At 61.2% G+C, this 19,360-nt stretch carries 10 protein-coding genes and 1 pseudogene; 5 read left to right on the forward strand and 6 right to left on the reverse strand.

Annotation, left to right across the window (positions count from 1 at the left end):
- Positions 1-83 precede the first annotated feature (83 nt).
- The 3 genes from Pan216_RS09810 (at position 84) to Pan216_RS09820 (ending at position 6,411) form a co-directional block, all read left to right on the forward strand.
- Positions 84-1,772, forward strand: a complete 1,689-nt coding sequence (locus tag Pan216_RS09810) for a FecR domain-containing protein (RefSeq protein ID WP_145257821.1) — start codon at positions 84-86, stop codon at positions 1,770-1,772.
- 69 nt (positions 1,773-1,841) lie between these two features.
- Complete coding sequence (locus Pan216_RS09815) at positions 1,842-4,952, forward strand: DUF1553 domain-containing protein (protein ID WP_419193466.1); 3,111 nt, start codon at positions 1,842-1,844, stop codon at positions 4,950-4,952.
- A gap of 7 nt (positions 4,953-4,959) precedes the next feature.
- Positions 4,960-6,411 (forward strand): DUF1501 domain-containing protein, encoded by a 1,452-nt coding sequence (locus Pan216_RS09820; RefSeq protein ID WP_145257822.1) that lies wholly within the window; start codon positions 4,960-4,962, stop codon positions 6,409-6,411.
- Positions 6,412-7,086: 675 nt separating this feature from the next.
- Here Pan216_RS09820 and Pan216_RS09825 read toward each other — a convergent pair.
- From Pan216_RS09825 to ppk2, 3 genes are all read right to left on the reverse strand, one after another.
- On the reverse strand, positions 7,087-8,106 hold the full coding sequence (locus Pan216_RS09825) for a tetratricopeptide repeat protein (RefSeq protein WP_145257823.1): 1,020 nt from the start codon (positions 8,104-8,106) through the stop codon (positions 7,087-7,089).
- Between the two features lie 140 nt (positions 8,107-8,246).
- Positions 8,247-9,806 carry an arylsulfatase gene (locus tag Pan216_RS09830; RefSeq protein WP_145257824.1) on the reverse strand — a complete coding sequence of 520 codons (1,560 nt, stop codon included), beginning with the start codon at positions 9,804-9,806 and terminating at the stop codon, positions 8,247-8,249.
- A 683-nt stretch (positions 9,807-10,489) separates the two neighbouring features.
- Positions 10,490-11,368 carry a polyphosphate kinase 2 gene (ppk2, locus tag Pan216_RS09835; RefSeq protein ID WP_145257825.1) on the reverse strand — a complete coding sequence of 293 codons (879 nt, stop codon included), beginning with the start codon at positions 11,366-11,368 and terminating at the stop codon, positions 10,490-10,492.
- Between the two features lie 690 nt (positions 11,369-12,058).
- Here ppk2 and Pan216_RS09840 point away from each other — a divergent pair.
- Both Pan216_RS09840 and Pan216_RS09845 read left to right on the forward strand, forming a co-directional pair.
- Positions 12,059-12,847 carry a carbonic anhydrase family protein gene (locus Pan216_RS09840; protein WP_419193467.1) on the forward strand — a complete coding sequence of 263 codons (789 nt, stop codon included), beginning with the start codon at positions 12,059-12,061 and terminating at the stop codon, positions 12,845-12,847.
- Between the two features lie 496 nt (positions 12,848-13,343).
- The gene (locus tag Pan216_RS09845) at positions 13,344-14,048 is read left to right on the forward strand and encodes a class I SAM-dependent methyltransferase (RefSeq protein WP_145257826.1); all 705 of its coding nucleotides are present in this window, start codon (positions 13,344-13,346) and stop codon (positions 14,046-14,048) included.
- A 166-nt stretch (positions 14,049-14,214) separates the two neighbouring features.
- On the opposite strand, the pseudogene Pan216_RS09850 reads toward Pan216_RS09845, so the two are convergent.
- The 3 genes and pseudogenes from Pan216_RS09850 to tnpC all read right to left on the reverse strand — a co-directional run.
- Positions 14,215-14,811, reverse strand: a pseudogene (locus tag Pan216_RS09850) (IS256 family transposase); the annotation flags it as partial.
- A gap of 550 nt (positions 14,812-15,361) precedes the next feature.
- Positions 15,362-16,606: an ISL3 family transposase gene (locus Pan216_RS09855; protein WP_145257827.1), complete on the reverse strand. Its 1,245-nt coding sequence runs from the start codon at positions 16,604-16,606 to the stop codon at positions 15,362-15,364.
- Positions 16,607-16,947: 341 nt separating this feature from the next.
- Positions 16,948-18,381: an IS66 family transposase gene (tnpC, locus tag Pan216_RS09860; RefSeq protein WP_419192686.1), complete on the reverse strand. Its 1,434-nt coding sequence runs from the start codon at positions 18,379-18,381 to the stop codon at positions 16,948-16,950.
- Positions 18,382-19,360 lie beyond the last annotated feature (979 nt).

A 19,360-nucleotide genomic window follows, 5' to 3' on the forward strand; every position in this document is an offset into this window, starting at 1 on the left:
GAGCGGAGTCCTCGCTACGGGCCGCGACCCCATTCCCGCGAGAGGAGGGGAGACGTGTGGCTCCTTGCCGAAAGGAGTGGCCCATGGGATCACTTGACGCGCGGCGCCGTGCGGAGCTGGATGCGCTGATCGAGGACCTTTGCCGCGGCGCGGTCGATGCCGAGGGGATGGTGCGGCTCGACTCGCTCCTGCGCGACGACTCGGAAGCCCAAAGGTACTATCTCCATCAGATCGACTTGCACCATAGCTTGCGGTGGGAACTGACGAGCCGGCTGACCCATCGTTCGCTGGCGACGATCAAGCAGGAGGGCCTTCAGCCCGTTCCCGTATCGCCAGCCTCCGATGGCGACTCCGAATTTCCAGCCTCCGATGGCAACTCCGAATTTCCAGCCTCCGATGGCGACTCCGAATTTCCAGCCTCCGATGGCGACTCCGAATTTCCAGCCTCCGATGGCGACGCACGTCGTGACCGCTTCCGCTGGGTGGCGGCGCTGGCCGCGGGCCTAGTGCTCGCGATCGCCCTCTCCTGGCCGCGAGGCGACACTCGGTCCCCCGCGCCGCGGGAACGTCATTCCCTCGCCAAGGCCACGCCGGTGCTGAAGAAGGAGTCGATACCATCTCGGCAAGTCGCGACGCACGGGCTCGAGGATGTCTTCCCCGTGACGCCGACATGGGCCGAACTCGTCGCCGCCGAGGAGGTGACCTGGAAGGGGCCCGCCATCAAGGTCGGGACGCGCGTCGGTGCCGAAGCAATCGACATCGCCAATGGCCGGGTGCGTCTTCGTCTCGACGATGGCTCGGTGGTCTCTCTCGAGGGGCCGGCACGCTTTCGGTTGCTCGAGACGGGCAGGGGACGTCTCCGCGCCGGGACGTTGGCGACGGCCCTTGGCGATGGGGATCAGCGCTTCACCATCGAGACCCCCAACGTCGAGTTCCGTGACCTCGGCGCCGAGATCGGGATCCACGTCTCTCCGAGCGGAACGCGAGCCACGGTCTTTCGCGGCGAGGTCGAGGCGGTCGTTTCCAGCGAACTGCTCGGCGTCGACGAAGTGCTCCGGCTCTCGCGTCGTGATGGCCTGGCGGTCGACACGAACGGCATCCTCACCTCGGCGATCATGGGGGATGGTCGACGGTATCGGGGAGTTCGGGACTATTTGAACCTCGCGAAGTCGAAGCTGGCCAACGGCAGCTTCGAGTATCCCCACTCGGTCGATGGGACGCTTCTGGCCGCCGCCGGTTGGACGCTCATGGCCCATCCGGTGGCCAACGCCGAGGGAATGACGATCGACGCCGGCGTGCTTCCCTCCGGATTGCCGCGTCCGCGCGGAACGACGATTCCCAAGGCCCCCAAGGGGCGGCAATGGGCTTACTTGGCGGCGAAGACCTTCGCGGATGGTCGCAATACCTACACGAGCATGCACCAAGCGGTCGGAGCGATGGAGGCCGGCGTCACCTATCGGATCGCGCTGAAGGTCGCCCAGCCGAAGGCGCCCGAGCCAGCACGGCACGATGGGGGCTACACGATCGGGCTCTACGCGGGGTCCATCGAGAGTGGGCCGACGACCCCGCTGCGGGTTTGGCGTTCGCTTTCGCTCCCCGATCTCGGCCAGACGATCGCGGTTGGCCTTGACTACCAAACTCCCGAGCAACTTCCGTACGAGGACGGCGAGCTCTTCGTCATGATCCAAGCGGTGCCGGGAACCGCGCCGGGCGATGTCGAGGTTCTCGTCGATGACATCACCCTTACCGTCACGCCACCGGCGGCGAAGTAGCGACACGATGCCTTCATGAGAACGAGCCTGCCCGTGAGGTATCGGGCCGGTGATCACAAAGGAACCCTCATGATCGATGCTAGCACCCTCCGACCGTTTCGATGGAGCCTCCTCGTCGGGGCGCTCGCCATGTGCGTGGCACGTGGGAGTTTGGCGCTGGAACCCGCCCAAACCGCCGACGAACGTGTCGAGTTCGCACGCGACATTCGGCCGATCTTCGCGAATCACTGCAACGAATGCCATGGCGCCGACCGCAGCGGGGGGCTTCGGCTCACCAGCCGGCGGGATGCCTTCACCGCGTCCGACTCGGGCGAGGTCGTCATCAAGGCCGGCCACGCGAAGCAGAGCATCCTCCTCGAGCGGATTACGAGCCAGGACGAGGACGCGATGATGCCTCCCGAGGGGGACCGGCTCTCGGCCAAGGAGGTCGCCCTCATCAATCGCTGGATCGAGCAGGGCGCCGACTGGCCCAAGGACGACGCCGAGGGACCTACCCACTGGGCCTACGTGACGCCGACACGCCCCGAACGTCCCGACGTCGATCAGCATGACTGGCCGGTCAACCCGATTGATGACTTCGTTCTGGCGGCGTTGGAAGAGAAGGGCCTACGCCCATCGCCTTCGGCAGATCCCGCGGTCCTCCTGCGACGCGTCTATCTGGCGCTGACGGGATTGCCTCCCTCGCCAGAGCAAGTCGACGCCTTTGTCGCGAATCCGAACCCCGAGGCGTACGAGGCGGTGGTCGACGAACTCCTCAACTCCCCACGCTATGGCGAACGCTGGGCGCGGCCCTGGCTCGACTTGGCCCGCTACGCCGACTCCAACGGCTTCCAGGCCGACCAACTTCGCGAGAGTTGGGCCTATCGGGACTGGGTGATCGAAGCGCTCAACAAGGACATGCCGTTCGATCAGTTCGCCATCGAACAGCTCGCGGGCGACTTGTTGCCCAACGCGACGATCGACCAGAAGATCGCCACGGGATTTCATCGGACCGTCACCTGCAACGTCGAGGCCGGAGTTCATCCCGAGGAGAATCGCGTCAACCAGCTCTTCGATCGCGTCAACACCACCGGCACGGTCTTCCTGGGGACGACGCTCGAATGCTGCCAGTGTCACAACCACAAGTACGACCCCTTTACGCAGACCGAGTACTACCGGCTCTTCGCGTACTTCAACAACACCCCGCTCGAGGTCAAGCAGAAGAGTGGCGTGACCTACGACTTCGTCGGGCCGAAGATGTCGCTACCGCTCCCCGAGGAGCGACTGTCGAAGCGGAAGCAGCTGAGCCAACGGCTTGAAGAGTTGAAGGCCCAGCGTCGCGCGGCCTTCGATCAACAAGAGCGAGACGCGTGGGAACGCGAACTGCGTCAAGGACTGAAGAGCCCTCCCGAATGGACGGTCCTCGCCATTGTCGCGTTCGAGTCGACCGGCGGGGAGGAGCATGAGATTCTCGAGGATCAGTCGGTCCTCGTGAGTGGCTCCCTTCCGGGGACGACGACCTACACCATCACGGCGACGACCAAGCAAAGGGATATCGGCGCCTTCAAGATCGAAGCCCTCACGCATCCCTCGCTCCCTGGGATGGGGCCCGGTCGCGGCGACGAACTCCGAACCAACTTCATTTTGAGCGAGGTCGATGTTCGAGAAATGGACGGCTCCAAACGCCGCGCCGTTCCGCTGCACGGCGCCCAGGCCGACTTCTCCCAAGATCGCTGGGAGGTCGCCAACGCGATCGACGGCAATCCGAAGACCGGATGGGCGATCGCTCCCCAGTTCGGTAAACCGCACTGGGCGTCCTTTCGCACCGCCAAGCGTGTCGGTTCGGGCGAGGAGTCGACCTTCGTCTTCACGCTCGAGCAGAACTACGGACGCGGTCGCACCCTCGGTCGCGTGAGGCTCTCCGGCCTCGTCGGCGATCCGGGCGCCGCCGAACTGCCCGAAGCGATCGCGAAGATCCTTCGAAAAGAGAATGACCTCTCCGACGAAGAGCGGCGACTACTCGACAAGCACTTCGCGAAATCCAACCCCAGACTCTCGGCGATCGACGCGGAGATTCAGAAGACGACGCGACAACTCGGACAACTCCAACCGGCGACGACCTTGGTCATGGTCGAGATGAGCGAGCCGCGCGAGACGCGGGTGCTCTTGCGGGGCGACTACCTCAACAAGGGCTCCGAAGTCAATTACGGGACGCCGGGCGTGCTCCATCCACTCGAACCCGGCCTGCCGAGGAACCGACTCGGGTTGGCCAAGTGGCTGGTCGATCCCGCCAACCCGCTCCTGCCGCGGGTGACGGTCAATCGCTGGTGGGCGGAGTTCTTCGGTCAAGGGATTGTCAGTTCGCTGGAGGACTTCGGAACGAAAGCCGAACCGCCGACCCATCCGGAACTGCTCGACTGGTTGGCGGTCGAGTTCGTCGACGGGGGATGGTCCGCGAAGCATTTGCACAAGCTGATCGTGATGTCCCGGACCTTCCGGCAGTCATCGGCGTTCACCTCCAAGCACCTCAAGGTCGATCCCGAGAACAAGCTCTACTCGCGGGGGCCGAGGTTCCGCATGTCGGCCGAGATGATTCGCGACAACGCGCTGGCGGTCAGCGGACTCTTGGCGACGAAGATGGGGGGCGAACCGATCATGCCCTTCCAACCCGAGGGGATCTGGCGGTCGGTGGGACGCAACGCTCCCAAGTGGGTCGAGGAACGCGATGAGGATCGCTTCCGCCGGGGCATCTACGTCGTCTGGCGGCGCGCGGCTCCCTATCCGAGTTTCGTCAACTTCGACGCTCCCGACCGGGCGGCGTGTGTCGTGAAGCGGCCACGCACCAACACGCCGCTGCAAGCGCTAACGTTGCTCAACGATCCGGCCTACGTCGAGATGGCGCTGGCGTTGGCCGAACGGATCGTGAACGACCTTCCCGATGCGAGTGTCGAACGACGTGCCGCGCATGGGCTTCGGCTCTGCTTGGCCCGCGAACCGCGTCAAAAGGAGATCGACGCGCTGGTGGCGCTCCACGAAGCGGAACGTCAGCGGTTGAGAAGTGATCCCAAGCTTGCCCGACGCATCGTCAAGGGAGCGCGACGGGGCGGCGTGAGCGATGTCACCCTCGCTGGGGAACTAGCTTGCTGGTTCCACGTCGCGAGTGTTCTGTTGAACCTGGACGAGACCATCACGAGAGGATAGCGATCCGATGACCGATCTTACGAACGCGCTGCAAGCGCTGACTCGCCGTGAGCTCTTCCAGACTGTCGGGACCGGCATCGGCGCGGCCGCGCTGACGTCGTTGCTTCAGCGGGACGCTGCCGCCGAGTCGCTCGACTCCGCCAAGGCCGACCCCGCCCGGCGAACCCATTTCGCGCCCAAGGCGAAGAGCGTCATCTACATCCACCTCGTCGGTGCCCCCTCGCATCTCGATCTCTTCGACCACAAACCCGAGCTTCAAAAACGCGACGGGGAACTCTGTCCCGACGAGATGTTCAAAGGGAAGCGGCTTGCCTTCATCCGCAACCAGCCGACACTGTTGGGAACGCCGAAGGAGAAGAAGTTCACCTTCCGCCGGGTGGGTGAGTCGGGGCATGCGATCTCGAACTTGATGCCGAACTTGCAGGAGGTGGCCGACGAGATCACCTTCATCAACACGCTTCACACCGACCAGTTCAATCACGGCCCCGCGCAGATGTACCTGCTCAGCGGGTTCGAGCGTTTTGGTCGGCCGAGCATCGGTTCGTGGACAACCTATGGCTTGGGAAGCGAGAACGAGAACCTTCCCGGGTTCGTTGTTCTGATCACCGGGCAAGTGCTGGGAGCTGGCTCGAGCGCGTGGGGGAGCGGGTTTCTGCCGACGGTCTATCAGGGGGTCGAGTTCCGCAGTCAGGGTGACCCGGTCCTCTTTCTCTCCAACCCGAAGGGAATCGACACCGCCTCGCGCCGGAGGGTACTCGATGCGATCAACACCATCAACCAGGACGGACTGGCGAATGTGGGCGATCCCGAGATCGCCACGCGGATCAAGCAGTACGAGATGGCGTTCCGCATGCAGTCCTCGGTACCGGAACTGATGGACATCAAGTCGGAACCGCTGGAAGTGCACGAGCGGTATGGGACCAAGCCGGGTAAGACGAGCTTCGCCAACAATTGTCTCCTGGCCCGCCGCCTAGTGGAACGCGGTGTTCGTTTCGTCCAGCTTTTCGACCAGGGTTGGGACATGCACGGCAGCGTCTTTTCCCGCTTGCCGGTCAAGTGCGGGCAAGTCGATCAGCCGATCGCGGCGCTGATCGGCGACCTCAAGGAGCGGGGACTTCTCGACGACACCCTGGTGGTCTGGTCCGCGGAGTTCGGGCGGACGCCGATGGCACAAGGTCGCAACGGCACCGGCAAGGTGACCAAAGCCGGTCGCGATCATCACAAGGAAGCGTACACCGTCTGGATGGCCGGCGGTGGGGTCAGACGCGGCTTCTCCCACGGAGCCACGGATGAACTTGGCTATGCCGTCGCCGAGAATCCGGTGCACGTTCACGACCTCAACGCGACGATCCTTCACCTCTTGGGAATGGACCACAAGCGGCTCACGTTCCGCTATCAAGGTCGCGACTACCGCCTCACCGACGTTCACGGCGATGTGGTTCACGAGATCATCGCGTAGGCATGGCTCCCGGCGCGATGCCGTTCCGTTGAGTAGCCGCGAAGCGGGGGGCGAATCATGCCTGGCACGTGAGTGCCAGGATGGTGTGCCGAAAAGGTCGAGCCCCAACAGGGCGACAATGGTGAGAACGCGACGTCTGTCGTCCCTCCGGAACTCCGAAATCGCCTGATGGGTGACCTGGGGCTGATGCCCACAGGCTGTACTCGGCCGCCGTGTTGCGGCTACTTTGTCCGACGTCTGATGTTCTTGTGGCTTCGCCACCCAGGTTGGCGAGCAACCTGGGCCACCCGGAAGAGAGAACCGCCAGTCGGGTCGCGATTCACCACCGGTCCGTGGAAGGGCCTCTTGTGGCTTCGCCACCCAGGTTGGCGAGCAACCTGGGCCACCCGGAAGAGAGGACCGCCAGTCGGGTCGCGATTCACCACCGGTCCGTGGAAGGGCCTCTTGTGGCTTCGCCACCCAGGTTGGCGAGCAACCTGGGCCACCCGGAAGAGAGGTCCGCCAGTCGGGTCGCGATTCACCACCGGTCCGTGGAAGGGCCTCTTGTGGCTTCGCCACCCAGGTTGGCGAGCAACCTGGGCCACCCGGAATGGCGAGCAACCTGGGCCACCCGGAACGGCGAGCAACCTGGGCCACCCGGAACGGCGAGCATGGCACCCAAATTCTGGAGGCTTGCTACGACGAGGAGACTTCCTCCTTGGGCTCTTCTTCCTTGAGCTTGGAGACGACGTGCTGATAGCGCTTGCGGATGGCTTGGAAGCTTGGGTTGTCGGGTGATTGGCGCTTCTCTCGAATGGCAATGGCGCGGCGGAGGGCTACTTCCGCTCGGTCAAACTCGCCACGGCTGATGTAGAAGAGAGCCAGGTTCTCTTGCGCGTAGGCGTAGAGAAGCACGTCGGTCCGTTCGTGGTGCTCGCAGGAGGCCGCGACTCGGCGGAAGGAGGCTTCGGCCGCTTCGGGGTTACCACGCTCGAACTGCAAGCCGCCGAGGGCGTTGACGATCTCCGCCGCCTCGAGGGACTGGGCACCGGAGATCCGCTCTTGCCGCTCGAGGGCCTCGTTGATGAGCTCGTACGCCTTCGTCTTTCTTCCCGTCTTCTGATAGACCCTCGCGAGTTGGGACTTCGCCCGAACGTTGAGCGGATGATCGGAGCCGACCAATTCGTCCAAGAGTCGGAGGGAACGCACGTACTTGGCTTCCGCTTCCTCGTATCGCTGAGTCATGAGGGCACACCAACCCGCCGCCATGGCGCCCTTGGCATAGGCGAGATTCGATTGCCCGAGGGCGAGTTCATAGTTGCGAAGGGCGCTCTCCAGCGACGGGAGGGCGTCCTTGTAGTGACCCCTCTTCATGAGCGATTGGGCGACGCGTTCCTTTTCCGAGGCCGAGAGGACCTTCAGTTGGTCCTCGATCGGGAGCTTCGCGGCGGCGTTGAGTTGCTCCAAGTAGCGGCGTTGTTCTTTGGTTCGCCAGTGATTTGGGCCGAAGGCCTTGGTGATGATCGCGGCGATTTTCCGACGGGCGTCGCGCGCGCCCTTGAGGTTCCCCTCGCCGACCAATCGCTTGCAGTCGGCGTCGAGCTCTCTCAGCTTGGCCGCGTTGAACTCCGAGACGGACGACTCGCTCGTCGGAACCTTCTCCGCCGCGGACTCTGGCGCTCCGAGCAAGAGAATGACAAGGCAGGTAGTTTGCATGATCGGTCCCTCAAGGAGAATGTCGTCGGCCCCGCCGGATAGTAGCGGGTCTCCCGAAAGGCATCAACTGAAGTGTCGAACGCATCGACACTGGCTGACGAACAGCCAGTGCCACCCGAACTCTTGGATCTGACAAAACGCTAGCGTCCATCGCCCTTGTAGTCGATCGTCGCTCCCGAGGGTGCTTGCGGCCAGGGCGTTTGACCCTTGGGCCAGGACGTTGGCTGCTTGGCGCGAACGGCATCGACCCGGCGCTTGAGCCACGTGGGGACCTGCTCGTTTTCTCGCTGTCCGTAGACGTAGGGGAGGGGTGGCTCCATCAGCACGGGCGGATCGCCGATGACCGTCGCCAACGGGGGACGCTCCTTGCCGACCTCGGTGAGTTGTTTCTTCAACCGATTGACGATGCCGGGGTGCTTCGCGGCGATGTCGGTCGCTTCGCTCGGGTCACGCTCGATGTCGTAGAGAGCATCACCCATCAGTTTGTACTTGCCCGATCGTATCGTCGGCAGGCGGACGCTTCCCTCGACCTCGAAGATGATCTCGCTTCGGGGACTGGGACGTTCGCCGGTGATGACGTCACTCATGTCCATGCCGTCGAGTGGTCTCGATCCCGTCGGCGATTCTCCCGCGATCGCGGCAAAGGTCGGTAGCACGTCGACGACGTGCATCATCCCATCGTTGGTAGTGCCAGGCTCGATCTTGCCGGGCCAACGCATGACACAAGGGACCCGAACGCCTCCTTCGAAGGTCGTGTTTTTCGTCCCGCGGTAAGGCTTGTTGAACTCCTCGCGCAAGCCGCCGTTGTCGTTGACCACGAGGAGAAGGGTGTCGTCGGCGAAGCCGTACTGGTCGATCGCTCCGACGATGCGGCCGATCGCGTCGTCGAGACACCTGAGCGCGGCGCTGCGTTTGTCGTACTGGTCGAGGTAGCGCGGAATCTCTTCCAGCGGGCCATGGATCGCGTTGAAGGGAACGTAGAGAAAGAACGGGCGATTCTTCGGCTGAGCGGCGATGAGGCGTACGGCCTCGTTGGCGATGAGGTCGGTCGAGTAACCTTGCTCGTCGAGGGGCTTCTGATTGCGGTGCCAATCATAGACGGCAAAGCGTGCCGGTGCGTTGTGCGGGATTGTGTAGTTGTTGTAGTCGATCCCCCAGGCGTAGTGGCCATACTGATGGTCGAAGCCCTGGCCCATGGGGAGGTGCTCGGGCAGCCACTCGCCGAGATGCCACTTGCCGAGGATCGCGGTGAAGTACCCCGCGTCCTGGAGGACCTCGGCAACGGTTCGCTCGTTGGTGTCGAGGGCATGGAGCATGCGGGTCGGTTCGCCGTGCTGGTCATGGGCGAGTTGGAGGCCCAATTTGGCGAGATAGCTCGGTTTGCCGAAGTCTTCCGAGCGCCAATCCATCCAGTTGCGAAAGGCGTAGCGACCGGTCATCAGGGCGCTTCGCGTCGGGGCGCAGACCGAGTGAGCGTAGAACTGGGAGAAGCGGGCGCCTTGCTTGGCGAGCCGGTCGAGGTTGGGCGTCAGGTCGGGGTTACCGCCGTGAAAGCCGGGATCGGCCCATCCCATGTCGTCGGTGAGGATGAGGACGATGTTGGGTTTCTGGCTAGCTGGCTGAGCCGTCGCCGTCGTACGGTTGCTGAGAAGGAAGAGAGAAAGAGCGGCCGCGATCACCGCGCCACGGACCCTTGGCATTCCGTCACCTCTGTCTTGAGTGAACTAAGTCCCGTCGAGGGATGAGACGACAAGCGTGCCCGCACGCATCGCGGACTCCGCTTCCGACGTCCAGTGCTCTCGAAGGGTCCATGGTACCAAAGAGGAGAGGTGCCATTGGCCAAAGAACTTCCGGCGGCTAGTCGCGGAGGGGAAAGAGGCGTTCCTCGAGGGGAAGATGCGGCAGTCTCCACGTCGTCGATGACATGGTGTGAACGACTCGGCCAGGCCGATAGCCCTCGATCAACTCGTTGGGCTTGAATGGAACCTGAATGCCAAGCTCGGTGTTGCCGCGCATAGTGGCTGAAGTCGTCTTCCAGCAAGATCGCCTTGTTGAAGTCGGACTCATGGATCCTTCGTCCCCAGTAGAAAGTGTTGACTCTTCTTTGTTCGGACGGCGGATGTAGAAGTGGCCTTGCAAGTGGGTGCCGATGGGAACATCCTTCAGGGCCGCCGGAGCACCGTGGTACCAGTTCGACCCGCAGCAGCCCGTTGATCGATTCGTTGCCGGTTGCGAACGGCCCTTTTGACCAATCTCCGCGTCAAAGAAACTCGACGACTCTAGGAATTCGCCTGCGCTTCTTCTCCTTGATCTTGGTCAACATCGCTTGTTCGCGCCTTGGCCCGCTTCAATCAACGGACTGCTAGGCGGTACCATCGGCCACTTAGTAGATCTCGGGAACGAAAGTCTGGTCCTCCATCGGAGGACGAACATAGCCCGAGTTGTCCTGTCTGGGCGGCAGTTCGATTGGCTCGGGGGTCAGATCCTCGTAGGGAATCTGCTCGAGCATATGGTTGATCACGTTCAGACGGGCCTTCTTCTTGTTCGTCGCGTTGACGACGTACCAAGGGGCCTGCTTGATGTCGGTGTGCGCGAACATCGCGTCTTTGGCTTTGGAGTATTCCAGCCAGCGCGACCGCGATTGTAAATCCATCGGGCTCAATTTCCAACGTCTAGTCGGATCCGAGATTCGCTTCTGGAAACGGCGTTCTTGCTCCTCGTCGCTGACGCTAAACCAGTATTTGAGCAGTTTGATGCCACTTCGGACCAGCATGCGTTCGAATTCGGGGCAGGATCGCATGAACTCCTGGTACTGGTCTTGGGAGCAGAATCCCATCACGCGTTCGACGCCGGCCCGGTTGTACCAGGAGCGATCGAAGAGAACGACCTCGCCGGCAGCGGGGAGATGATGGACATAGCGCTGGAAGTACCACTGGGTCTTTTCGCGTTCGGTCGGGGCGGGCAGGGCGACGACTCTCACGACGCGAGGACTACAGCACTCGGTGATCCGCTTGATCGCTCCACCCTTGCCGGCGGCGTCGCGTCCCTCGAAGAGGACCACGGCGCGGTGGCCAGTCGACTTGATCCACTCCTGCATCTTCACGAGTTCGACTTGCAGCCGGGCCAACTCCTGCTCGTAGACCTTGTTCGACAGCTTCTCGGCATCGGGCGATTTGGGCGGTTTGGGAGTTCCGTTGGCCGCTTGGCTCGACGAAAGCTTCTTGTCCTTCTTCTTAGACGACTTCACAGCGGCCGATCCCATTTGAGTGGCTCCCCTCGGTGACTGAATTTGGAGTTGGACGAGACAGTGGAGAATTTGGGCGATCGGAAATGTGCAATCGTTGTGCCGATCATCCCGTTGATCCGGTCGTCCAAGGACCAACACGTCCCCCGCGAAGGGGAGGAGACGGGCGGACTCCAATGCCCGAACGCGAGTTATCGCAGGAGGTTGCCGAGCCCCGAGGTGAACGGACCCTCTTCCTTGCCAAGGACTTGGTTCGCTTGAGGCGGCGGATGGGCGGGGTGGGGAAGTCTGGAGAACCTGTCTCCGGTCGCGCCGGCACTTCCCATGAAGAAAACTTTAACATTTCTCGCCGAAGGGCCGCGATTCCCAGCAGTTTTCTCCTTCTGACGGTCAAATTCGATGCAGAACCCATCTCCAATGCGCGCATTTCGCGCACTTTCGACGCGAGCGAGCCAAGTGGGGCCCTCCGGCGCCGAAGTCGTTTCCTCCCAATAGCGGTTGGTCATTTTCCGATTCGAGATCCCGCGATGCCGTCTGGTTTCCGGCCCTTGTCCAAAGGTCGCATTGGAACGTTACCAGGATTTCCCATCACATCCCTGGGTCGTCTCCTCTCGGCTCCCCCTGCCGCCCGCACGGGTGGAGTGGAGGTGGGAACGTGGCCTCGAGATGAGCGTTGGAAAGGCAAGTTCCTAGGCATTGGGGATTCTCATGGACCGATACGACCGGGCGTCGCTGTTTCAATCGAGTTCGCTGGTCATGGTCGCCGTCGCGGCCCTTTCCCTTCAATCCGCGGGGTGCGCGCTCCAAACGAGCCAAGCAATGGGGGGAGAGAAGGAGGCGGAATCGGCACAAGATCTCAAACCCCTCGTCACGAGGGTCCTCACGCGCGAGGAACAGGAGAAGCTGACTCCCAAGGAAGTCCTCCAGTCCCTCAAGAATGGCAACCAACGCTTCGTCAACGGAACACTCACGGTTCGGGATCACTCCTCCCAGATCCGCAAAGCCTCCCTCGGCCAGTTTCCCAAGGCGGTAATCCTCTCCTGCCTCGATTCGCGGATTCCCGTCGAGGACGTCTTCGATCGCGGCATCGGCGATATCTTCGTCGCGCGCGTCGCGGGCAACTTCGAGAACACCGACATCCTCGGCAGCATGGAGTTCGGCTGTAAAGTCGCGGGAGCGAAGCTGATCGTCGTCCTCGGACACGAGCAGTGCGGCGCGATCAAGGCAGCGATCGACGATGTGGAACTCGGCAACATCACCGCGATGCTCAAGAACATCCGCCCCGCGGTCAAACGCGTCGAAAAAATCGACGGCGACAAGTCCAGCAAGAACGACGAACTCGTCCGCAAGGTGACACTCGAGAACGTCCGCATGACGATGGAGAACATCCGCGCCAAGAGCGACATTCTTCGTCAGATGGAACAGGACGATGCGATCAACATCGTCGGCGCCTACTACAACATGGACACCGGCGTCGTGACCTTCTTCGATCACTAGTCCACGGGCAAACGTCTCACTTCGGGTTGCCGGTGACGTAACTCATTTTCACTGGCTGACACAGGGCCAGCCGCACCTCAAGACTTAGATGGACCAGTGCACTCGTCGCACGCCAGTCCCACGGTCGCGGGCGCCATTCACGACTCGGGTCATGCTCACGCTTGCGTGAGCATGCGAAGAAGACCCGCGTCATTCGTGGACTGTGATTCCTTGCCTGCCACATCGTATCATTCCACGTAGAACCGACGTTACGTCGGGACGTGATCACCATAACTAGGTCGAACCGCCCCTAGCAGTCCGTTGATTCAAGCGGGCCAAGGCGAGAACGAGCCATGTTGGCCAAGATCAAGGAGGAAAAGCGCAGGCGAATCGGTAGATTCGTCGAGGTTTTCCAACGCCGAGATTGGTTAAAAGGGCCGTCCGCAGCCGGCAGCGAATAGATCAACGGACTGCTATTGGCCCCAGCTTGCGGTTCCGCCATTGCCGAGTACCAACGATGGATCAAGACGCCATTGACAACACGCGGATCCTGTTCGAGCAGTGGGAGATCTACGAGGCGGTCATCCGGCACAACTACATGCTGCATCGCGAACTCGTCGAGTCATTCGCCCGCTGTTGCCAGCGAGTCCCCGCTCAGGGACGGATCGTCGACCTGGGGTGTGGTGACGGCTGGCTCGCTTGGAATGTCTTGCGAGCGATCCCGTTCGAGCAATACCTCGGCGTCGATGTTTCCGAGGCCGCGATCGAGCGAGCGGCAACGAGGTTTCGCGAGTGGAATGGGCGTTTCACCCTCCGCAACGGCGACTTGGCGGCCCAGTTGATGGAGATCCCCGACAGCAGCGTCGATCTCGTGCTGGCGAGCTACTCGATTCATCATTTCCAAGAGGAAGCAAAGCGAGCGGTGATTGCCCACGTCGCGCGCGTCCTCAAGCCAGGCGGCCTCTTTCTCTGGGCGGACGTCATGCGCCGCGACGAGGAGAACTACCGGCAGGCGGTGGATCGGGTGACACACCGAATTCGGACCGAATGCGAAGCGATGACCGAAAGACAGCGGGAGATGGCGGTCGAGCACGTCGAATCGTCGGATTTTCCCGAGTCGGTCGAATGGATGACGCAGGCAGCAGCTCAAGTCGGGATGTCGCTTGAGCAATCGTTGGTCCAAGACCCGAACTACGCCGCCTTCGCCTTTGCCAAGACGTAGCCTCCTGCTCGCTTGACCTTCTGACAAAGTGACTCTTCGGTGACTCCCGAGTGAATCTTGGGAAACGTTGAGTGACTCTTGATCGACTACTCGGTGATTCTCGGGTGACATTTGAGTGCCATCTGATTGATTCGAGCTACTGTCAAACGTTGTGTTCTGAGGAAGTTCAAGCGGCGTCCTGCAGGTCTCCGTCAACGAACGTCTTTCCTTCGAGGAGAGGGACGATCTTCTCGTAGCCATTGAGTCGTCGCCATCCCTTCTGTGCGGCGTGTGCGAGCTTGAACATCATGGTCAAGCTTGCTCGTCTGCTGCCGCATCCCTTGGTCTTTCTCTGGCGAAGTCGAATCGTGGCGAAGGTCGATTCGATCGGGTTGGTGGTCCGCAAGTGCTTCCAGTGCTCGGCGGGAAAGTCGTAGAAGGTCAACAGCACGTCGCGATCCTTTTCCAGACACTGCGAAGCTCCCGGATACTTCGCCCCGTACTTCTCCACGAAATGGTCGAACGCCTTGCGTGCCTCCTCCCGGGTGGCGGCCATCCAGATCTCGTGCAGATCGGCCTTGGCTTTTGGCTGGACGCTCTTGGGCATCTTGTTGAGGACGTTGGCGGTCTTGTGAAGCCAACAGCGTTGCTCGCGGGTCTCGCCGTAGACCTTGCGAAGCGCGGCCCAGAAGCCAAGGGCTCCGTCCCCGATGGCCAGCCGTGGCATCCGCTGGGCCCCCTCGCGGACGATCTGATCCAGCGGGCTCTTTTTCTCACCAGCAGCGGGAAGCGAAAGAGCTTCCGATTCCCGACTCTCCGCTGGATTCCCGAGTTCTTCCCAAGTACTCTTGCTCATGGCGTATCCTCCGTTGCCCTCGTCGGGCCGCTGATGAAATCTCAACTACCTCACCAGCAGGATACGCCGCTTTTTTCCTTCAACCACCACACAACATTCGGGTATATCTCGGAGTTGCCGTGTCAGCCCTATTGATGTGCATCGAGCTATTGAGCTGTTTGGAACGGGAGTTGGGATAGTACATGGATGATTTCTCGTTACCACTTGATGCTTTCATTCGCGCCATTGGCGTGGACCACGAAGTACCGCATGCAATGTTGCTTGGTGCCGGGGCATCGATCAGTTCATCGATACCCTCAGCCTGGCAGTGCACTTGGGAATGGAAACGAAAGATCTTTCTTACGAACAATCCTGGACTGGAGAAGCAGTTTTCTGAGTTGACGCTTCTTTCCGTGCAGAGGTGGATCCAGGAATGGCTCGACAAGCAAGGCGGTTACCCCAGCTTGGACTCACCGGAAGAGTATTGTTTGCCTCGTCTTCAGAATTTGTGGGTCGATGGTGGCTCGGGGAGGTTCCCGAGATTGTGATAGAGAGCGTATTTGAGGGTGCTGGGGTCGCGAAAGCCGTAGGATCGGCGGGTCGTCAATTTGACCTTCAGATTCATTCCCTCGACGGCGCCCGCGGAAATCTCTCCTTTTGCCTCGAACCAATTGAAGATCTGCTCGGCGTGACGCTCGAGGGTTCGTGCCAGGTTGCGCATCGGTTCGATCCGTGTGCTCAAGGCCCGATCGAGCCACTCCTGGAAGAAGGATCCGATCCGCCAGGGAGCCTTGTAGTCCCAAAGCCGCTGGAAATCTTCCTTCATCAGGTAGCACTTGACCGTCCTGAGGTTGTGCGTCAACAACTCGTTGAGACGAAGGACCTCCTTGCGTTTGAGGTTGCCGCGACGCTTGAGCAGCAGCCAACGCGTCCGCTTGAGCACCTCGAAGCCCTTGCGTTTGAGTTCGCGAGCCTCCTGGGCCCGCACCTTGTCGATCGCCTTGTTGAACAACTGCATGATGTGGAAGCGGTCGAGGATGTGCAGGGCCCCATTGGCCTCGCGAGCGATGACCGACAGGTAGGCCTTCCACATGTCGCTGCAGATGTACTTCAGCCGCTCGGTTCGCCGCCTGCCGAAGAAGCGAAAGAAACGACCGAGCGTCTCCTTGGTCCGGTCTTGCCCGACCCAAAGCAGACGACGCGATCCGCGGTCGATCTGATAGACCAGGGTGAAGTACTGATGGCCCTTGCGGTAGGCGACCTCGTCGATGCCGATCGCCTCGATCCCTTCCAGGTCGCGATGGCGGATTCCCCAGCAAACCGCCATTTTCACCGCACGAAAGACGGTGTGCCAACTCGTGCCGAAGATCGCGGCGGTCTCACGCCAGCTCAAGCGTTTGGCCCAACGGGCCAGGAACCATTGGAAGCTCGACGTCGTCCGCTCCTTGCCCGAGGCCCAGGGAAGGCGTTCCACCTTCACCCCGCAAGCAGGGCATGCGACCCGCCGCGCCGCGTAGACCAGCCAAACCGCCAGGCCCCACAACGGCACATGCTGGAAACGGCGTTCCGGCAGGTGGTCGTAAGTGCCGCCACGATTCCCGCAACCCGAACAGATCGGCCGACTGCGACGCCGTGGGCGAACCCGAACCAGCAGTCCCCGTTTCGACGAATCAGTCCAAGCCACCGATTCGTAGACGAAACTCCCGTGACGCTCCAAGGCGTTGAGGATAACCTGCAGTTGCATCCCGTCTCTCGCGGCTGGCGTTTGAAGAAGTCCTCGCAAACTCCATCATGCGCCACTCGAGAGCGGGATGCTCTTTTACTCCCTCCTGCCGACTTCTCTCCTTTCCGCTTGACCAGTGGAACATCCTCCCCGCCAACGGCCAAGGAGGAGTCTTTGCCGGGCGACCGAAGCCGAGCCACGATGGCGAGGCTGCAGGGCGAGCGAAGCGAGAAGACCAGGCAAAGCAGCAGCCGGACGCGGCCCTTGGCCTACGGCGGTAACCTCCACTACCAAGCGGAACGGAGAAGGTGCGCGTTCACGGGGTTTGATCGGCGGGCGTGTTGGTTTGGTTGGGTAGGATGTTAGTGCTCGCGTGATGGTACCAGCGAAGGCGGTTCGAGTTGATGCAGTTTGGCCTGCAGGCATTCCGTGAGATATTCCAGGACGTCGCGGCCTTGTTGTCGGCAAGTGGCGACGACCGAGAGGACGCGCTCGACAAATCGACTTCCCGCCTCGCTGTCGGTTCCCCCGCTCATTTTACGGTAACGCACCGCGACATTGATCGCTCGCTCGCCGGTGTTGTTGGTCGGTTCGATCCCTTCGAGGCGTGCGAACGTCCAAAGATGCGCTTCTTCTTTGAGCAATCGTTTACAGATCCGCGCGGTCTTCGCGCAGCCGCATTGCATTCCCGCTTCGAGAGCGTCGGTTAGTTCGCCACGGAGGATGCTGACATAGGTGCGAAAGCTGCTGCGGGCCAGATCGCCGTCACGAACCCGATGCCACCAGATAAAGAGGGCATCGGACATCGATAGCAAACGCTCGCCAATGGGCTGACCGGCTCCGCCGCGATCGACCATGGCTTGAAAGTCGCGCCGCAGATGCGACCAGCAAAGTTGGCGATGCTTGATCCAGTTGTAGGCGCCGTGACGATCCGAAGTGGCTACTTGATCATACGCTTCGCCGAGCAGCGACTTGGCCACTTGGCCAGTTCGACGGTCAGCGATGTGAAAGAAGGTGGCCAAGGGAGCGACCACCACCCACAACCAACTCTTGCTCTTATGCTCACGCCAGGAGGTTTCGTCGATGTTGACCGGCTGGGTTCGCACGTACTCGCCAAGATGGGCGATCGGCTGCTCCAACGCCTCGGCCACCCGGCGTTCCAACTTGCAGATCATGCCCAGCGAGATGGTCAGGCCGAAGAGTTGGTCGGCCAATTGTTGGACGGTCCGCTTCCCCAACCGGCAGCCGCCCGAGAGCAAGGCCAAGATCGCGGTCAACCGGGGACCGAAGCTGCCCGTGGGTACCCCCTTGGGCAAGCCGCCGCGCGTCCGAGCCCCGCACCGGTCACAGACGCACTCATGAAGTCGATACTCGGTGACCACCGGCTCGATGGGAGGGATTTCCGCGACCTGATGCCGGACGGGCGTCGCGTCGTCCCCATGCAGTGGCGCCCCACAATCACCGCACGACCGCGGTTTGCAATCGACCACCGCGGCCACCTTTTCCGGAGGCGTCAACGGCCGAGAGTGCTTCGGATGACCTTGCTGACCGCCTCGCTTACGACCCGTTGGCGCGGAGGGTGGCTTGCGCTTCGCCTTCCCCTTGGACTGGCCACGAGGACCATCGCTCGAAGGAGGACGAGAAGAGTTCGTCGAATCCTGACCCGCCTTCGCCCGAAGATCCTCTACCTCTTCTTCAAGCTTACTCAGGCGAATCAGGATCTCCTCGATGGCGACCACTCGCTCTTCGAGTGGCGCCGTCGCAATCCTCCATGCTTGCTCCCGATGACCTTCCATGAACGAAGACTGAACAATCCACCGTTTTCGTCAAGGTCAACCCGTGAACGCGCACCGGAGAAGACACTCACCACCCACAGATTTGGCAATAGAGCCATTCATTTATGATCTGTGCAGGCACTCCAGATGCCTTGATGGCCGTCGATCATGCGGTGAATCAGCTTTATGGTAGTATTACCAGGTGCACTAACGAAGGCGGAAGCTATCCGCAAGATGATGATTGGCCACTTAGGTAGCGAGCAAAGCAGTGCCTGCTCTCTTCTTGTCATGCTCATTGGAGGCAGTGTGTGGATAAAGATGCGCTTCTCGCAGTACTATCTTTGTGCTTGGGCGATTGTCTGGGGCATGATTTTGCGAGCGCTAGTACGCACGCCCTGGCACACGGAATCAATGGTACTGTTTTTGCCAACAGTTACTTTTCCCTTTGCTTGTCTTGCCATGAGGATGCATAGGGCGTTTTTGTTAGCTCCATCAACGGTAACCTTGCTGTTCTTGGCATGTCTCTTGGGTGGGGACTTTGCGAGGTGGACCTTTGCCGGTTCTGTGGCCGTTGTGATGATTGTCGGCATGTCGGTATCACTGGCGGGCACACCGGACTGTTGGCAGCGAACGGCTATCTTTTGCGGCGTCATTGGAGTTCTTTTTTCCGTTATGTCGCCACCTGTGTATTCTGGTGCGAGCAACGCAGATTGGAAAACGGAGGTCGCTTGGATCCTTCTCGGAGATACCGGAGGCCTGCTCTTCTACGGGTCACTAGGAGTTCTTGCTGTCTGTGTTCCCGTCGAGTTGTACTGCAACCAGAAGTAGGTGTCCCCGTTTTGAGTTGTCCCGGTTCAAATTCTGGTCGCATTCGTTGCCGAATTAGGGCTTCAAGGATTTTGTGTCTGTGGAGGCGGTGTTGCCGAATTGTCGGGAGTTTTGGAGGAGGATGGGTGCGATGAGATTGGCTGGCTGTCCCGGTTCAAATTCTGGTCGCATT

The organism is Kolteria novifilia, from assembly GCA_007748055.1.
GTDB classification, from domain to species: Bacteria; Planctomycetota; Planctomycetia; order Kolteriales; family Kolteriaceae; genus Kolteria; species Kolteria novifilia.